At 68.6% G+C, this 16641-nt stretch carries 13 protein-coding genes and 1 pseudogene; 6 read left to right on the top strand and 8 right to left on the bottom strand.

Annotated features, from left to right (window positions below):
- Positions 1-639 precede the first annotated feature (639 nt).
- A complete protein-coding gene (locus D1369_RS41390; protein ID WP_007379281.1) occupies positions 640-1914 on the bottom strand; it encodes a PHB depolymerase family esterase in 1275 nt (424 codons plus the stop codon).
- Between the two features lie 601 nt (positions 1915-2515).
- Here D1369_RS41390 and D1369_RS41385 point away from each other — a divergent pair.
- The 3 genes from D1369_RS41385 to D1369_RS41380 all read left to right on the top strand — a co-directional run bounded on the left by D1369_RS41385 (position 2516) and on the right by D1369_RS41380 (position 4168).
- A complete protein-coding gene (locus tag D1369_RS41385; protein WP_007379282.1) occupies positions 2516-3118 on the top strand; it encodes a peptidoglycan-binding protein in 603 nt (200 codons plus the stop codon).
- A gap of 103 nt (positions 3119-3221) precedes the next feature.
- Complete coding sequence (locus D1369_RS43275; RefSeq protein WP_158680095.1) at positions 3222-3383, top strand: hypothetical protein; 162 nt, start codon at positions 3222-3224, stop codon at positions 3381-3383.
- The gene (locus tag D1369_RS41380; protein WP_037898548.1) at positions 3380-4168 is read left to right on the top strand and encodes a peptidoglycan-binding protein; all 789 of its coding nucleotides are present in this window, start codon (positions 3380-3382) and stop codon (positions 4166-4168) included. Before D1369_RS43275 ends, D1369_RS41380 begins: the two co-directional genes overlap by 4 nt.
- A gap of 727 nt (positions 4169-4895) precedes the next feature.
- On the opposite strand, the gene D1369_RS41375 is transcribed toward D1369_RS41380, so the two are convergent.
- A complete protein-coding gene (locus tag D1369_RS41375) occupies positions 4896-6017 on the bottom strand; it encodes an NAD(P)/FAD-dependent oxidoreductase (protein WP_037898549.1) in 1122 nt (373 codons plus the stop codon).
- A gap of 529 nt (positions 6018-6546) precedes the next feature.
- Positions 6547-8100, bottom strand: a complete 1554-nt coding sequence (locus D1369_RS41370) for an MFS transporter (protein ID WP_050789844.1) — start codon at positions 8098-8100, stop codon at positions 6547-6549.
- A gap of 406 nt (positions 8101-8506) precedes the next feature.
- Between D1369_RS41370 and D1369_RS41365 the strand changes: the two genes are divergently transcribed.
- Both D1369_RS41365 and D1369_RS43270 read left to right on the top strand, forming a co-directional pair.
- Positions 8507-9163, top strand: a complete 657-nt coding sequence (locus D1369_RS41365; protein WP_007379286.1) for a transposase — start codon at positions 8507-8509, stop codon at positions 9161-9163.
- Positions 9164-9249: 86 nt separating this feature from the next.
- Complete coding sequence (locus D1369_RS43270; protein WP_158680096.1) at positions 9250-9393, top strand: hypothetical protein; 144 nt, start codon at positions 9250-9252, stop codon at positions 9391-9393.
- A gap of 45 nt (positions 9394-9438) precedes the next feature.
- Here D1369_RS43270 and D1369_RS41360 read toward each other — a convergent pair whose 3' ends face one another.
- Positions 9439-9783, bottom strand: a complete 345-nt coding sequence (locus tag D1369_RS41360; RefSeq protein ID WP_007379288.1) for a hypothetical protein — start codon at positions 9781-9783, stop codon at positions 9439-9441.
- Positions 9784-10546: 763 nt separating this feature from the next.
- On the opposite strand from D1369_RS41360, the gene D1369_RS41350 reads away from it, so the two are divergent.
- Positions 10547-12709, top strand: coding sequence for a SpoIIE family protein phosphatase (locus D1369_RS41350; protein WP_007379289.1), 2163 nt, complete (start codon positions 10547-10549; stop codon positions 12707-12709).
- Between the two features lie 188 nt (positions 12710-12897).
- Here D1369_RS41350 and D1369_RS41345 read toward each other — a convergent pair whose 3' ends face one another.
- The 4 genes and pseudogenes from D1369_RS41345 to D1369_RS41330 form a co-directional block, all read right to left on the bottom strand.
- The gene (locus D1369_RS41345) at positions 12898-14082 is read right to left on the bottom strand and encodes a polyketide synthase (protein WP_050789646.1); all 1185 of its coding nucleotides are present in this window, start codon (positions 14080-14082) and stop codon (positions 12898-12900) included.
- 505 nt (positions 14083-14587) lie between these two features.
- A pseudogene (locus D1369_RS41340) lies at positions 14588-14967 on the bottom strand (transposase family protein); the annotation flags it as partial.
- A 449-nt stretch (positions 14968-15416) separates the two neighbouring features.
- On the bottom strand, positions 15417-15626 hold the full coding sequence (locus D1369_RS41335; protein WP_240436141.1) for a cadmium resistance transporter: 210 nt from the start codon (positions 15624-15626) through the stop codon (positions 15417-15419).
- A gap of 375 nt (positions 15627-16001) precedes the next feature.
- Complete coding sequence (locus D1369_RS41330; RefSeq protein WP_007379291.1) at positions 16002-16553, bottom strand: EF-hand domain-containing protein; 552 nt, start codon at positions 16551-16553, stop codon at positions 16002-16004.
- Positions 16554-16641 lie beyond the last annotated feature (88 nt).

The raw sequence follows: 16641 nt of genomic DNA, 5'->3' as shown, positions 1-16641 counted from the left end.
CCCTTCACCGCCCGCCGCGCGGGGCACCTCCTAGGACCAGCCCCGTTGTGCCGCAACAGCCCCCACACCCCGCGCACGCTGTACGACACCTGGAACATCCGCCCGATCAGCAGCTTGACCCTGCCCAGGGTCCCGCGCTGGTCAGCCCAACCGTCCGCGGCAGGACCCTCGGACAACGCGGCTCCAACCGCGCACCGGAACAGATCCCGAGCGCCGCGACACCCGCAGCTCGGCTGCGATCTGCTCGTTCTTCACCCCAGACTCGAACCGCTCACAGGCGACCATCCGGATCTGCTCGCCGAACTCCCGCTCAGCGGCAGTCAGTCGTCAGGGCGAGATGAGATGAATACCTTGCCCCTCCCGACCCGCCCGTGCTCGGCTGGCTCCATGGCGCCAGAAGGTTCCGAGGACCTGCAGTTCATCAACCGCTAAACCCGGTTCGGGCGGGACACCTCCCGCACAGATTCGCGCCTCTGGCGGCCGGGCACGATCCGACCGCCACCGCTACGAGGCAGTTCGCTCCACCGACGTCCCAGCAGGCGGATCCACTCACACAAGGGCATCCATCCCACGCCCACAGACTGAAACAACGCCCCAATCCGCTTGGCCAAAGAGACAGGGGCACCCCCTGCCCGCCTGTCAGTGACGGTGCCGGGCTGCCATCCACTGCCAGATGTGAGTTCCGCCGATGCTGGGGTCGTTGCGGGCGACGTAGATCCACGACCAATGGCCGTCGAACTGGTGGCCGTTCCGGACGACGTGGTCGTAGAGCGTCATCAGGGAACCGGGAATCACGTCGTGCGCGTGCACGGTGTTGGCCTGCGGGTCCACGGTGGTGTCGTCGCGGGAGGTGACGAGCCAGGTGGGGGTGCTGATCCGGGCCAGGTCGCCGTCGGGAATCAGGGCCGCACCGCCGGGCGGGAACGACGCGACGACGCCACAGATCGGAACCGATGCGGCAAACATAGTGGGATAGACGGTGGTCATCTTCAGACTCATGTAGCCGCCGTTACTGCAGCCCGCGACGTATATCCGGTTGTGGTCGACGTGGTGGCGGCGCGTGACGTCGCTGATGATCTCGTGGATGAGGGGGGCGAAGCGGGGGCCGTCCTCCATCCAGTACGAGGTGCTCTGCGGGGCGAGGACGTACGCGCCGTCGAAGATGCGCTGTGCCTGGGGGGTGGCGAAGCCCAGGGCACCGCGGTTGGCGCGCAGCGTGGTCTCGTTGTCGTAGTAGTCATTGGGCAGGGAGGCGCCCTCACCTCCGCCGTGCAGCCACACGATCAGCGGACGCCTCCTGTGCCGGGAAGCGTGGGGGGCGGTGGGCGAGTACAGGCGGTACTTCATTCCCGAGCCGGAGACGTGCGAGCTGAAGGCATCCACCTCGGGGTCCGACAGTCGCCGGTCCTGCACGAAGTCGTCGATGGTGATCGAACGGTGGTTGCGTAAGGGGATCGGGGCGTGCTGAGTGAGGGTGTAGACGAGGTCGAGCATCACGTTGCGGCCCGCGCCCGCGAGGTAGCCGAGGGTGCCGCCCCCGGATTGCCCCTCGCCATGGCTCAGTTCGAGCACGATGTCGCCGCGGTGGTCGAGCCGGACCGCGGTCACCGTACGGTCGAGGTCGTACTCGCCGAAGATGATGTCGTCCGGGGCCACGGGAAACGGGCTGACGGCCTTGGCGTGCACGCTGAAGGTGTCGGTGGTCAGGCCGGCCGGGTCGATCGGGCCGAGCCGGGAGGTCCTGAGAGTGATCGACGTGACCTGTTCTCCGCCGTCGAGCACGCGGGCGTTCAGGGTGAATCTCACGCTGGTGGTCGCACGGTCGTCTGCGGACGCGGCAACGCCGGGCAGGGAGAGGCCGGCAGCGCTCGCTCCGGCGGTCAGTACGGTGCGACGGCTGATATGCGGTGCCATGCGGACTCCTTGTTGGGGGTTCGGAGGCTTCACCACGACCAGTTCGCGCCGAACTCGGCGGCGCGCTACCGAGGAGCGCAGACGGCCGACCCCGTCTGCCGAGGCTCACACGACCAGACCTCTCTTGATGGCAATAGTCAAGAGTCAGACGCGGCTGACGCAGCCACAACTGTCGCAGGATCAGGTGGGCGCCAGGGCGCAGCGGAGGGACGACGCATCGGCATGGGGCCTTCAGCTGAGCGAACCGCAGCACACTGTGCCGGCGGTCAGAGAACGGGTGCCCCGACCAGCGACCCGGCGAAGACCCCATCCAGCACTCGCCCCACTGTTGTCGACCAGCAGGCCATGGATCTCAACTCGACACGACAGTTGTGAACACGGGCCAGACCGAGGTACGCGACGATTTCGTTCAACCGTGCACCAGTCGTCGACACTGCGCTTGCCCACTACCTGACCTTGCAATACCTTAGAAATGCCGAAATTTCATGCTTCGCGAAGCTGTTCGCCCCCACAGAGGCGCAGCGACAAGGATCCCGGTCTCCTCTGTTCAGCGCCCATCAGGGATGGCTTGCAGCGGCAGAGAGGGGCGTCGGGAATGAAAATGAGCCTGGCTGAGCTGCGCGCACTCGCCACACAGGCAGGGTTCACCGGCAGCGACATCAAAATCGCCGCGGCTGTCGCCATGGCAGAGTCGAAAGGCGACCCGGTCATCATCGGAGACAAGAATCTGGTCGACCACAAGTGGGGGCCGTCCATAGGCTTGTTCCAAATACGCTCACTCAAGCACCCGGGGCAGTTCTCCCCACCGGACACACTCAGGGTTGAGGCAAAACTCAAAGATCCGCTCTACAACGCCAAGACGGCAAGGGCCATCAAAGACGCACACGACTGGAACCAATGGTCCACGTTCACAAACGGGGCCTACAAGCAGTACATGGATGGCGCCCCCGCCAAGTTCGAGCCGTTCCCTGGTGCGTCGTTCTTCCACACCGGACGGAAGTCGCCGATCATCGCCGCGATGCACCACCGACTCGTCGCCAAGGGCTGCGACCTGTACCAGTCCCACGCCAACGCCGACGTATGGGGCCCGGGCGATGTGAAATCCTACGCCGCCTGGCAAACGAAGCTCGAATTCGACGGCGCCGCCGCCAACGGCAAACCTGGCAAGACCAGTTGGGACAAACTACAGGTCCCCAACGTCTGAACAATCCCCCAGTGTTCTTCCTTACGGCGACGAGAGAATTCGTCCCCGGCCGCAGGTCGAACCGTCAGCGACACAAAACAGTGGCGAGTGGAAGGACTGCGTCATGCCCGAGAAGAACTTCGACCACGACGACGTGAAGGCGGCCCTCGAGAAGACCGACACCGCCGACGGACCCGGCACCGACAACCTCGACGGCCTTCCGGCAAGCGACTTCATCGCCTTCGCCGAGCACGGGGTCGAGAACGATGCGGAGGCCCCGAGGTGACCGCCACCATCGCTTACGACCGCCCTGTCTCGAACTTCATCGACAAACTCAGCGCGACGGGCCACGTCACCCACAAGTCCTACAAGAAGACGTCGGTCACGCTGCACCACAACGGCGGCCGGCTTTCGCACCAGGGCGTGCTCAACGTCTGGAAGACGCGTCCCGCGTCAGCGCACTTCGACGTGGACGCCTCCGGTGCCGTCGCTCAGTACGTCAAAGTGAACGAGTACGCCTGGGCCGTCGGAGACACGGTCGGCAACCAGAGAACAATCAGCATCGAAATGGCGAACGAAACGCTCGCACCCGCCTGGCAGGTCTCCGAGCCCACGTGGAAGAACTCCGCACGGCTCGCCGGCTGGCTCTTCGCCAAGGTGATCGGCGAACGCCCCAGCACAGGCAACCTCTTCTACCATCACCACTGGTCCTCAACCGCCTGCGCCGGCCCGCACATGGACACGCTCTACGACAAGGTCCTCGCGGCGGCTCAGGAGGCATACGACCACTTCAAGGCTTCACACCCGGTCCGTGTGTCGAACACCGAGCCGTTCCCTGGTGCGTCGTTCTTCCACACCGGACGGAAGTCGCCGATCATCGCCGCGATGCACCACCGACTCGTCGCCAAGGGCTGCGACCTGTACCAGTCCCACGCCAACGCCGACGTATGGGGCCCGGGCGATGTGAAATCCTACGCCGCCTGGCAAACGAAGCTCGGCTACGACGGCGCCGCCGCCAACGGCACACCCGGCGAGACCAGTTGGGACAAACTACAGGTCCCCAACGTCTGAGCGCCGAGGAATTGTCAAGAACTAGTCACCGACCGCTTCGGGCACGAGGCTCCGGGAGACCATCCGTTCGTCGTTCTGGGCGACTTGAACGACTACCTGGAACCGGACGGCGACGGGAGTTCGGGCATCGCTCGCCCAGGCGGTGCCACAGGCGCTCCCGGACATCTTCCCAAGGCATCCGACCACTGCCCCGTCATCTTCAACCTCGAGGTCTCCTGAGCAGTGGGAGATGGTCGCCCGCTACCAGCAGGCTGAGATGTCGCTCAACAGCCGAGCCAGGTGAACGTTCACCGAGAACGGCACCCGGTAGACGGCGGTCGCGCCCCTCCCCCGGTGTACTTGAAGCGACGCCTCCCTCCTCCGGGACAGACCTTCGGCCCGGACGCCCCCGTCCAGTGGGAGGTGGGCGCCTACGGCGAAGAGCACGACGTACGCGCCGACCTACACCCCGGCCGACGTCTAGGGCACCCACGCCAACGGAGTGCGCGTGGTCGCCGTCGCCACCGGCCGCAGGGACGAAGCCGCTCTTCGCGAGGGAGTGCAAATCTTCAAGGGCGGATCCGACGATCAGGGAGAGAGGTCAAGTGACTGACACCGCATCCCGAGCAGGTAGACGCGGGCGGTCGAACATCCGATCTTCACGAGTCCACACACCCCCGGAGATCACGCGATGGCCGTACCCGTTCCCCGCCGGGTCCGCGGCAAGATCGCGAACCTGACTGAGGTATCAGGAGTGATCGAACAGAGTGACTACGCTCTGCGGTGCTTCCCGGCCGAAAAAGACTTCCAGGTTCTGCGCCGAGCGGCCGGCGGCGTCGCTGCTACGCAGGAACAGCCGCTCTTCGTAGGCGCTGAGCGCGACCTCGATGTCGGGTTGCTCAACCAGCTTGCTCGCCAGGTCCGCGCCGTCGTACATGGCGAGGTTCGCGCCCTCGCCGGCAAAGGGCGACATCAGATGCGCGGCGTCGCCGACGAGCGTCGCTGCGGGCACCCTGTCCCATTTCAGCCCGACGGGAAGGGCGTAGATGGGTCGGAGCCACGGTTCCGCGTCGCTCTCTGTCACGAAAGCGGTGAGCAGCGGCGACCAGCCGTCGAACTCGTCGGCAAGCTGGCGGAGGCCTGCGGACGGCTCGCCGAAGTCGATCGACCTCATCCACTCCTCGGGCTTGTTCAGCGCCACGTATCCGCGCACGTGCCCGTCGGCGTAGCGATGGGCGATGATGCCTTTGCCCGGCGCTACCGCCATCAGCGTGCCGCTGCCGATCGCAGCCACGCTCGCCCGACAGTTCTGGCCACCTGAGGTGAGGGTGATCTCGATGAAGCAGGTTCCGCTGAAGAGAGGCTCGGCGGGGGTGAGCAGCGGACGCACCTTCGACCAGGCGCCGTCCGCGCCGATGACGATGTCGGCGCAGGTGGCGGAACCGTCCGCGAAGGCGAGACCGTAGCCGCCCTCCGGACGGTGCCGGACCGCGGCGAGCTTGTGACCCCACCTGATCGTCCCGGGCGCCAGCGAGTCGATGAGCAGGCGCCTGAGTTCGCCACGATCCACCTCAGGACGGGCCGAACCGGGGTCCGCAGGCATGTCGAAAAGGATCATGCCGTGGCGGTCGACCACCCGCTTGGCATCCTCGCCCGGGCGGACCAGAGTGAGAAACTCGTCGTACAGACCAGCTGCGCGTAGCGCGACCTGTCCGGTCTCTTCGTGGATGTCAAGCAGGCCACCCTGAGCACGGGTCGACGCCGAAGCCTCACCCTCGTAGATCGTCGCGGCGACGCCGTGAGCCTGAAGCACCCGGGCGAGCGTCAGCCCGCCCAGTCCCGCTCCGACGATGGCGATGGTCTTCTGCATGCTGCGCTCCTCTGTAGCGCCGACACGCGTCGGCGACAGTCAACGCCGTGAGCGGACGGGATGTCCGGTCTCGGCAGGAGACGCTCACCGATCAGAACCATCTGCATCGATGTATGTGCGATACCCGGCGGGTGGACCCGCGAGATCGTTTTTCGCGACCCTGTGACTATAGCCCCGCATCCACCTCGCACCGGCCGGGCCCGCTGACGCTCCGACGCACCGCGCCCGCCACGTTCATCTCCGACAGCCGCCTCGACCGGCTCGGCGGTGTCGTTGGGTGTGGTTGTCCGAGGTGCCTTCGGTACGACGACTACCACCAGCTCCCGCCAACGACGGCAGGGCGTCGGCGTCGCGGCGGCCTGGAAGCGATCCGGCAGGGTTCAGGGATCAGCCGGCCCTTGACGGAGCAGGCAGACGTGCTGAGGACCGCACCCTTCGCGCGCCCGAGGCCGCCACCGCCTCGGACGCCGAACCCTCCTGGGACAGCGACTCCTGCAAACCCGCCTAACGCGGGTGACCGTGGTGAGGATCAGTTCGTCTTCGTGGGGATGGGCCGGTACTGCGCCTCGCCTGACGAGACCCCGGACGCGGCGGCCGCGGTGCCGCCCGGGTGCCACAGGGCGAACAGGAACGCGATCCCCAGAGCGACGGCCATGCCGTAGAAGACCCACTGATTCGCCTCGGCGAAGTCCATGCGGACCGTGCTGACGAGGTCGCGCATCCGGTCGGCCTCAGCGCCGGTGCCCGAGGGCGGGCGGGCGTCGCCGCTGCCTGTGATGGAGCTACTGAGGCGGTGGGCGGTGTCTCGTGCCTGTTCGGCCGACATGCCCCGCGACTCGAGGGTGCTCGTCACGTTCGAGCGCGTGACATGGGTGAGCATCGTGCCGAAGACGGCCATGCCCACGCTTGCCGCGTAGTTGCGCACCGTCTGGGTGACGCCAGTGACCTCGCCGTAGGACGGCCCGATCGCACGGTTGACGGCGTCCGTGGAGGCGGGAGCCAGGATGAAGCCGATGCCCGCCCCGGCCAAAGCCGCGTACGGCCACTGGTCGTGCATGGACAGGTCCGTCAGCTTGCCCGCCCACAGGGCGAAGCCGACGCAGCCCACGACGGCGCCCGCCTTCAGCGCCGGGCGAGCGCCCCGCTGATCGAGGATCCGCCCGCCCCACTGCGAGGCAAGGGCGAAGCCCGCGAACACATACAGCAGGAACAGCGCTGCCTGGTTGGGCGAGGCGCTGAGCGAGACCTGCGCGTACACGGACGCGAAGAAGAACAGCGGAACGAACGCGAGCATGGCGCAGAACAGCACCACCGCGTCGATAGTGAAGCCCCGGTCCCGGAAGACCCGCAGGTCGATCAGAGGATGACGGACGCCCCGCTCGTAGCGGACGAAGACGGCCAGGACCGCCAGGCCGCCCGCCACGCAGAGCCAGGTGGCCGGGCTGTCCCAACCCCAGGCGTAGGCCTGCTGGAAGCCGAGAACGCTCAGTCCCATGCCGGCTGCCATGAGAGCGGCGCCCACGATGTCCAGGGTGCCGACCCGCCTGCGGTCGGCGATGTGCGCCATCGCCGTCAGTACCAGCGCCACCACGGCCACAGGCACGTTCACCCAGAACACCGCACGCCACGTCCACGCCGCCGTGAGCCAGCCGCCCAACAGCGGCCCGACGGCCGTCAACGCGCCCGACAGCCCGAAGAACAGCGCGAGGGCCCGGCCGCGCCGCTCGGCCGGGAACACCGCCACGACCACCGCGAGCGCGGCTGGGAAGAGCAGTGCCGCACCAGCCCCCTGGACAGCCCGGAATCCGATCAGCCAGGCCTGCGCGACGTCCCCCTTGGGGACACAGCCGCACATCACCGAGGACGCGACGAACACCAGCGTCCCGATGACCACGATCCGCCGTGGACCATACAGGTCAGCGAGACGGCCGCCGACAGCGAAGAAGGCGGCCAATGCCAGTAGATATGCGTTGATCACCCACTGCATCCCGGACGCCGAAAGGCCCAGCTCCCTGACGATGTCCGGGGCGGCGATCGAGACGATGGTCTGATCGATGAACGTCATCGAAACCGCGAACATCATGGCCGCGAGAGCCAGCGTCTGCTGATGCACTGTGCGAGGTGCCAGCGTGGTGCCAGCACCCCCGAGGCGTGTGTCACTCACCCTCCCAGTCTGCCCCGACCCAGGCCAGCCCGCAGCAGAGGGGGATACGGCGGGCGCGTACTCGACGGCAAACGAGCCCGCCGCCCGGCGCGGACGGGTGGACGAGACCGGAAGGAGCCCTGAACGCCGGTCCGCTCTGGCCGCTCCCGGCATGCGCGGGTCATTCGCACATAGGGCTTCTCCGCGCTACTGGGATACGTGAACCGGGCCGGCCGACGTGTCGGGCGAGCCCGAAGCGCACCACAGTTGGCCGCCCCACATGATTCAGCATGGAATTTCGCATCGAGTGGCCTGCGCCCATGGGCGAGCTTGACTGGCAGATGCGGTGCCGGTGATCGTGGCCGACTGCGGCTACGGCCGCAGTGTCGCTTTCCGTCTGGCCCTGGAGGAACACGGCTGGTCCTACGTGATGGCCGTCGAGCCCGAGGAGATCGCCCGCCCAGCCGGTGTCGAGCCGCATCTGCCGCCCTACCGCGGCCTGGGGCCGCCCACCCTGCCGCGCTATCGCGAGCCGGCCCGCCCCCTGCGAGACCTGGTCGGTCCGGCCACCCGCTTGGAGACCGTCACCCGGCGCCAGGGCAGCAAGGGCTCGATGACCTCACGCTGTGCCGTGCTGGAGATGCGGCCCCTCGGGCAAGGAAGCCACCCGCACCGCGCAGGAACACGCCGGCGGACGCAGCCGGTGCAATGGCGTACTGCCGCTGCGGACCCTGCTGGTCGAACAGCCCGCAGGAGCCGCCGAGCCCACCGGCTGCTGCATGACCAATCTGCCCGCCACCACTCCCGTCGCCGATCTGGTGCGCTTCGCCAACATGCGCTGGCGCTCGAGCACGACCACCGCGAACTCAAACACCGTCTGGGACTGGACCACTTCGAGGGCCGCACCTGGCGGGGCCGGCACCACCACGGCACCCTCGTCACCGCCACCCAGGCCTTCCTCACCCTCCGGCGCCACGACCCAAAAGCCCTCACGCCAGCCTGAGCCTCTACCAAGTCCTCAACGGGTTACAGGACTTGCTGCGCTGCTGGAACGGCAGGTGCACCACTTGCGGCCGACCCCTCACCAGAATGAACCTGACGAAGCACTACGCCCTGGCCTTCGCTCGGGGCCCCTTCGCCGAAGAAGGCCGCCGTGCCGTAGCCCCGGCAATGACACGCCCGTTCGACGGCGACATCGTCAATGACGCCAGCATCACGCCCTACTACACCTGACACGGCAGTCGGTGACGAATCGGCACTGAACACCGCCTCGCTCGATCACGCGCGGAGCAGCCGCCCGGTGATCTCCCGGTACTCCCGCAACGCGAGCCGGAGTTCGGTGGACCGCGTCTCGGCGTCCTGATCCTGCCAGCCTTCGCGCAGGTCGCGCCGCCGTTCCGCGAGGGCCTTCACCAGCGCGTCGGCCGCTGCGTCGAAGGCGACCTCGGCCTCCTCCAGCGCCTCGCGCGGAGTGTCCGCGAAGTGGTTGACGGCGTGCCCGAGGTGCCGGACGATCTTGTCCCGCTCATCGGACGGGATCAGCGGTTCGGGACCCTGGGTGCGGCGCGCCGCGAAGCCCGAGGACCGGTCGTCGGGCTGCTGGGCGCGTGTCTGGTCGTACATCGTCGTCTTCACCGTTTTTCGTTGCGATGAGGTCACCGTCCGAGGTTGCCCTTCACCTTCTCGACGGCTGCTCAGGGCCGCCTAAAGCCCGGTCGACCCTGCCGTTCACGGTCCTGCGCCGTGTTGTCAGTCAACGTCCGGCGACCATCCGTGTCAACGCGATTCGCCACCGGGCACACCCCGCCCGGGACGGGGCGGTCAACCGCAGCACTCGCGTCCGCGGGGCGGCCGCAGGAGCCCTCCTGAGGCGATCCGCTCTTCTCCCGCACTGCCGAGGGGCCACGCTGTCGTTCTACGCCCCCCGTCATCATCTTCGCCGTCCTGCAAGAGGGCCGCCGGCCTCCGGGACCGGCATGACTGTTTCCCCTGTCGAACGGATGACCTGGGGTGGTGTCACCGGGTCCGAGGGATGCCGTCGGAGACGCTGATCAGAGGTCCGACCGCTGCCTGGCCGGGTGCAATGCCCGGCCGCTCGCGGGCGGCAGGTCTGCATACCGTGGATGCGCGCGAACGGCCCCACCCGCCGAGGGGCATGTGGGGGCACGGTGATCAGCATCGACGGGGTCGGTCGACTGCGAAGGAACACCGTCGTCGACTGGTCGCCGGCTGCCACCACGTCACCGTGCGGCCCGCTGGTGTGGGCGAAGCGGCCCCGGGTGTTATTGAATGAGGTTTGCGGTCAAGAATCCCGGGACTGTGTCGCCCGGGTTCTGGTACGGCTCCGACGTGGTGCCGGGGTCGGCGAGCGAGCTGAGAGAGTCGCATGGACTCCACCCCACCCCCCTCGTCTGTGTCACCGTTCGACATGGTCAGCAGCGCTTTGGGGCAGTACATGCCAGTCGACGGAGCGGCGGCGGCCGCCGGTTCCGCCGACCCGCAGGGGGACAACGCCGCCCGCCGAGACGTATCCGACAACCCGGCCCCCGCCGGTCAGGAGCAAATCCTCGGCGCGGTCAATCTGGACCGGGATCTGAGAATCAGCCGCTGCAATATGGACGCCCCGGTCTTCGCGGGAGTGGAGGCCGTGGCCGGGAGCCCCTTCGTCGATCTCCTGCCTCCCTCGGACGTACCGACGGTCACCCGGCGCCTGCGGCAGGTCCTCGAGACCGGAGAGCCGCACGTCGCCCGGGTCCAGCGCCTGCGACGCGGCGACGGGTCGGAGCTGGTGGTCTCGATGAGCATCCTGGCCGCCGCGGCACCCCAGGAGGGCCTGACCGTCTCCCTGATCGCCATGGCCAGGAGGCTGCACCTGTACGCCGCCGAGACCGCGATCGGCACCTCGTTGGACATCGGCGAGACCGCGCAGTCACTGGCGGAGTCCCTGCTGGCCTGGGGTGACGTGACAGCCATCGACCTCGACTTCGCCGTGTGGACGGGTGAGGCGGTCACCGAGCAGCCGCAGGGGCGCCTCCGGCTGCGGCGGGCGGCCCTGGTGCCGGACGGGGCGTGGCCCGACGGCTACGTGACCCCGGGCGACGATCTTCCCGGCGATGCGAGTCGGCTGCTGTCGCAGGCCATACGGCGTGACGATGCCGCGCAGGCCATCGTCATACCCGACCGGGAAGCGATCGAGCGGGTGCTCGGCAGTCCTCAGCTGGTACGGGCCCTGGTGCCCGGCGACCAGGCGGCGGCCGTGGCGTGCATACCGCTGGTCCTGGACGGCCCGCCGCCCGTAGTCCTGGGTGTCGCGGAGGTCTGGCGGCGGGCGGACCGCCCCTTCGCGGACAGCGAGCTGTTCGACCTGCAGGAACTGGTGGCCAGGACCTCCCACCACGTGGACCTGGCCCGTCAGCACCAGCGCGAGCACACGCAGGTCCTGGCCTTGCAGCGCCGACTGCTGCCACGGTCCGGCGGCGACACCATCCAGACGGCCAGCGTCTACCAGCCCGCCACCCCCGACAGCGCGGGCGTCGGCGGCGACTGGGTGAACAGCTTTCCGCTGCCGGACGGCCGTACCGCGCTGGTGGTCGGAGACGTCGTCGGGCACGGGCTGGGCGCCGCGGCGACCATGGGACAGCTGAGCATGGAGGCCCGCGCGCTGCTGTCAGCGGGGCTGGCGCCCGACGAGGTGCTGGAGCACCTGGACGAGACCGTGTCGCTGCTGGACGACGCGGAGTCCGGGCTGGCGGCCGGTTACAGCGCCCTCGGGTCGACCTGCTGCATCGCCGTGTACGACCCGGTCAGCAACCACGTGGCGGTGGCCAGCGCCGGCCACCTCCCCCCGGTCCTTGTGCCCCCGGACGGCCCCGCCGACCCGGTCGCGATACACCCCCACCCCGGGCTCGGCGCCGAGTTCGCGCTGCGGGAGCCGTACGACGTGCACACGTTCCGTGCGCCCCCGGGCTCGCTGCTCGCCCTCTACACCGACGGCCTGGTGGAGAATCCGGCCCTGTCGATCGACGACGGCATCGACAGGCTGACGGACGCCGTGTCCTCGGTGCACCCGTGGGACGCCCTGGAGCAGGCCGCTCGACGCGTGGTCTCGGCGGTGGCGCCGACACGTCGGCGTGACGACGTGACTCTGCTGATCGCCCGCATGATCGGCTACCGCAAGGAGGACACCGCGACGTGGCGTCTGCCCGCCCGCGGCGACGCGGCAGCCCGGGCCCGCACACTGGTCTCCGAGCTGCTGGGACAGTGGGGCACCAGAGAGCACACCAGGGACAGCGTGCTGCTGGTGGTCGACGAACTGGTCGCGAACGCGGTCCGCTTCGCCGGCGGACCCATCACGGTACGGCTGATCAGGACCGGTCACGGGCTGCTGTGCGAGGTGGGCGACACCGGCAACGGCAGGCCGCGGCTGGGCCCGAGCGGGCTCCTCGACGACGCCGGCCGTGGCCTGCACGTAGTGCATGGGCTCACCACCCGGTGGGGGGTGCGGTGGACGGACACCGGGAAGGTGGTGTGGGCTTCGGTCGAGCGGTGACGGGGAGTCGGCTGGGCGGTGATGAGGCGTCAGCCGGCCGGCGGCGAGGCTTCGGCCCGGTGGTGGCAAGGCGGTCTTGGCCGGGTGGTGACAAGGCCTTGGCCGGGTGGTGACGGGGCGTTGGCCTAGCGGCGCGCGAGCTGTTCGTCGGGTGTCGGCACCGGCGTTACGAGGGGCGCGAGTCCGCGCTACAGCCACTCCCCTTCCAGGGCGGTGGCCGTGAGACCCGGGGCAGCCGCGTACAGGACGGCACGGCTGCCCGCCTTCTGGCCGGCGTCGTAGGCCCTCCGCATGATGTCGAACACGGCGGCGCCTCCGCGGTTGCCGCTGGTGTAGCTTTCCCGGCTGTAGCGCAGGAGCCCCGACGGCCACCCGTCGGGCATCGTCTGCTCCATGTACTCCAGCACACGCGTCCCGCCGGGGTGGGCGAGCAGAACGTCGGGGTGCCAAGAACCGGGGTCGTCCTGGTATCGGAGGCGCAACCACTCCCACATCGCGGTGACCGTCTCCTGCACGGCGCGCGGCCCGCGCCGGTCCATCACGAAGTGGGTGCCGTCCTCCCGTGTCTCCAGGCGGTGCAGGTCCTGGGTGCCGGGCAGCGTGTGGTGCCAGGCGGCGTCCAGCCGCAGCACCGACTCGGGCCTCGGTCGGCCCGTGACCACCGCGGCGACCGCGGTGTCCGCGAACAGCAACCGGACGATCAAGGACTCCAGGGTGTCGTCCGCGGGCTGGTAGGTCGTGCTCAGTGCCTCCGCGATCACGACCAGGACCACCCGGTCGGGGTCCGCGGCCACGAGATCCGCCGCCAGGGCCAGGGAGCGGGTCCCGGCTATGCAGGCCCACTGTGTGGCCGGCAGCAGCAGTACGTCGCTCCGGAGCGGGAGTCGGTTGGCGAGGGAGACGTCGAGTCCCGGCAGCGCGGGCGTGGTGGAGTGACTGGTGATCAGGCAGTCGACGTCCGCGGCGTCCAGCCCGGCGATCTGCAGGGCCCCGCGCGCCGCACGCTCACCGTAGGACTGCACCGCCGACCAGGCCGGCGCGGTGCGTTCCTGGACGGTCTGCGGCGCGGGTATCGCCTCAAGAGCGGCGATCACGCGATCCACGTCCTGTTCGGTGAACCCGTCACCGGCCAGCGCCTCTCGCGTCGGCCTGATGCCGGCGGCCGGGAGGCCGCTTCCGCTGCCGGGCGCAACAGCGGCCTCCAACGGCAGCATCCAGCCACGGGTTTCGATGCCCGTACTGGCCGCAATGCCGTCGATCCGCGGCGCCCACGCCGCGTTCGGGTGCCGACCGCGCACTTCGTCCACGATCTGGCTGGTCCGCACGGGGTGCTTGCCGTGGATCACGGCAGGCGGGCACAGGTAAGCGGCCATGATTGGCGCCTTTCTACGGGGAACGAGATGGAATGTCACGGGCACCCCGTCATAGGTCACTTGGGGAAGATTCATCCAAGTCCACGACAGTGCGCTCAGATTTAGGACTCTGTGTCCGTTTCGAGCATGGATGCCATAGGGGTGTTTGCGCTGTGATCTGGGCAACTTGGGAGGTTCTGCGATGCGTGACACGGCGCACACTGGTGCAGAGGGGGCCGGCGCGGTGCCGCGCCTGCCTGACATGCCACCGGTGGACCTCGCCATCGCCGCCACCGCGGCCTGGCTGTCCTCCACGACGAGGAGCCGGTGGTGCAGAAGTACGTCGAACTCATGGGCCGGGGAAGGGCCCCGGCAGCGGTCGCGGTCCCAACCGGACCTGCGCGAGCCCGCCCGCGACCTGCCGACCGACGACCACCGGTACGGGGCCGCGGCCAGAACTGGGCCGCCCGGTCCGCCTTCCGGCCTGGCTCAACCGAGCTGTGTCAGCAGCCCTACGGGGCCTCTTTCATCCTGTATTTGCGCAGATCAGGCGGGCGTGGACGGCACGGACGATGCGGCTGAGGCGCTTGGTTGACAGCGCGCCCTTCGTAGCAGACGCCAGGATTCGAGTTGGGCGACGGCACCTTGGTAGGCGCGGTCGACCAGGATGAGGATCTGCCGGGCCAGGCAGACTTGGATGATTCCGTGGGCGCGAGCCGCGGCCAGGCCGTGAGTCCGCCCCCGCGTTGCCCTCGAGAATCACAGCGGTGTGCCGTCCGGCCTCGCAATGACCTGAATGTTCATGCCGTGCTTCTTGTGCTTTTGCGAGTAGCTCGGCTCGTCGGCCCGGATGCGGCCGGTGGGAATCAGCGTCCCGTCGACGATGACGAAGTCGTTCTCGCCCAGTGGATCGTCCACCTCTGCCAGGTACGCTGCGGCTTCTCCGAAGGCAGCGCCTGGCACTGGCCCAACGAGGAAGCCGAACGACGCCTGACTCGCGGCCTGGGTAGTGCCACTGACAACATCTCAGCGGTGTCAGCCCGACGTGGCCGGGCTGCGGTGCGCGCTGTGGCCCGGCAGAAACAGGGGAGATCCGTTTGCTGGGTGTTTCGTCGAGCATCTCAGCACGTGGTGGCGCAGTGGCGGCGCCGCGCACAAGCGGTGATTCGCCCGGAGAACCGGTGGCCGGCGTGCCGTGCGTGGCAGCGGGTCGGCTGCGTGAGATCGCCGCATCGATCAAGGATCCGGCGGTCATCGACCGTGCGTGAACTGGCATGCGGCTGCGGGCTTTGGGATACCGGGCGAGGCCGAGGTGCGCAGTTGGCTGCGTGGCTGACCGCCGTTGCTGGAGGCGCTTATGGGGCGCCGCCCTCGATGACGATCAGCAAGCCGATAGCGATCAAGACCAGCGGCAGCAGTATGTGGCCCCAGCGGGCAAGTGCCTTGGCGACGACGGGTCGGGTGGCGGAGAACTTGCCCGCGAAGCACCAGACGGCCACCAACACGAGGAACACCGCCACGTACCCCGTCATACCGCCGATGCCGGCGGTGGCGAAAACGGGCACGTAGAACGCCGATGTTGTCGCCCCCGTTGGCGAAGGTGACCGCGGCGACCTCCAGCGGGCGCGGCCCGCCGGTGCTGAGGCCCCATGTGCCGTCTCGATCGCCCGACGTGAGTGACCCTCGGTGAGCATCTCGTGGACCAGGGCCATATGCGGCCTTTCTTCCGCTCGGCTCGGCGGCCGACCGGCACCGCGGCCTAAGGAGCGGTGCACCAGGCCGAATGCCGTGCCCAGCTGACGAGCCGCCCCAAGGGTGCCCGCTGCCTAACCCACTGCATCCGACGCCCTGAGGCACTACGCGACCCACGCCGCCACGCGGCCGCCGGCCAGGGAGCAGACCCTGGTACGAGCGCGGGTCCGGGGGCGTATCCGGGGCTGTCAGGTAATGACCTTGCCGAAGATGTGGTTGGCGGGGGCGTCGGGGTCGTTGCCGTAGAAGAACTCTTCGAGTGCCTGGTGGAACTCGTCACGGTCCAGTCCGCCGGAACCGTCGAGGTCCAGAGCGGCGAAAACGGCGGCGCAGTCCTCGCCGGGGACGGCGGCGACCGCGTCGAACATCTGCTGGAACTCGGCCTGGTCGATCTTGCCGTCTGCGTTGAGGTCGACGAGGTCGAAGAAGCAGTTGGTGACCGGCGCAATCTGCTGCGGGTAGAGCGCGCGGTCGGTCAGGACACTCTTGAAGCCTGCGGTCATCTCCCGCACATCGACCTTCCCGTCACCGTCCTGATCCATCGGGGCGATGACGTTCGACCAGAACTGGTCCATCCCCTCGGTGAGCCGGCGGACGGTCTCGGCGTCAGGCGTGCTCTCGCGGGCGTTGATGTAGCGCTCGCTCATCCTGCGGACGTCGTGCTGGGTAATGAACCCGTCGCCGTCGACATCGGCGCCCCTGAACCACTGGCTGTACTTGAGGTCTTGAAGTGCAGTCATGACTGCGCACCGTATTCACGCAGTTACGGCGATGCAATCGTCCGAGTGGAGGCTGGGCGCCGGCCGGACCTACCGGCCGGGCGCCCGA

This window comes from Streptomyces sp. CC0208, assembly GCF_003443735.1.
Classification (GTDB): Bacteria; Actinomycetota; Actinomycetes; order Streptomycetales; family Streptomycetaceae; genus Streptomyces; species Streptomyces sviceus.
This window is presented reverse-complemented; position numbering and strand designations above follow the sequence as displayed.

What these genes read in the sequence shown, in the direction of transcription:
- D1369_RS41390 (WP_007379281.1), bottom strand. Translation starts at nt 1,914, where the DNA reads ATGGCACCGCATATCAGCCGTCGCACCGTACTGACCGCCGGAGCGAGC.
- D1369_RS41385 (WP_007379282.1), top strand. Translation starts at nt 2,516, where the DNA reads ATGAGCCTGGCTGAGCTGCGCGCACTCGCCACACAGGCAGGGTTCACC.
- D1369_RS43275 (WP_158680095.1), top strand. Translation starts at nt 3,222, where the DNA reads ATGCCCGAGAAGAACTTCGACCACGACGACGTGAAGGCGGCCCTCGAG.
- D1369_RS41375 (WP_037898549.1), bottom strand. Translation starts at nt 6,017, where the DNA reads ATGCAGAAGACCATCGCCATCGTCGGAGCGGGACTGGGCGGGCTGACG.
- D1369_RS41370 (WP_050789844.1), bottom strand. Translation starts at nt 8,100, where the DNA reads ATGATGTTCGCGGTTTCGATGACGTTCATCGATCAGACCATCGTCTCG.
- D1369_RS43270 (WP_158680096.1), top strand. Translation starts at nt 9,250, where the DNA reads ATGAACCTGACGAAGCACTACGCCCTGGCCTTCGCTCGGGGCCCCTTC.
- D1369_RS41360 (WP_007379288.1), bottom strand. Translation starts at nt 9,783, where the DNA reads ATGTACGACCAGACACGCGCCCAGCAGCCCGACGACCGGTCCTCGGGC.
- D1369_RS41350 (WP_007379289.1), top strand. Translation starts at nt 10,547, where the DNA reads ATGGACTCCACCCCACCCCCCTCGTCTGTGTCACCGTTCGACATGGTC.
- D1369_RS41345 (WP_050789646.1), bottom strand. Translation starts at nt 14,082, where the DNA reads ATGGCCGCTTACCTGTGCCCGCCTGCCGTGATCCACGGCAAGCACCCC.
- D1369_RS41330 (WP_007379291.1), bottom strand. Translation starts at nt 16,553, where the DNA reads ATGACTGCACTTCAAGACCTCAAGTACAGCCAGTGGTTCAGGGGCGCC.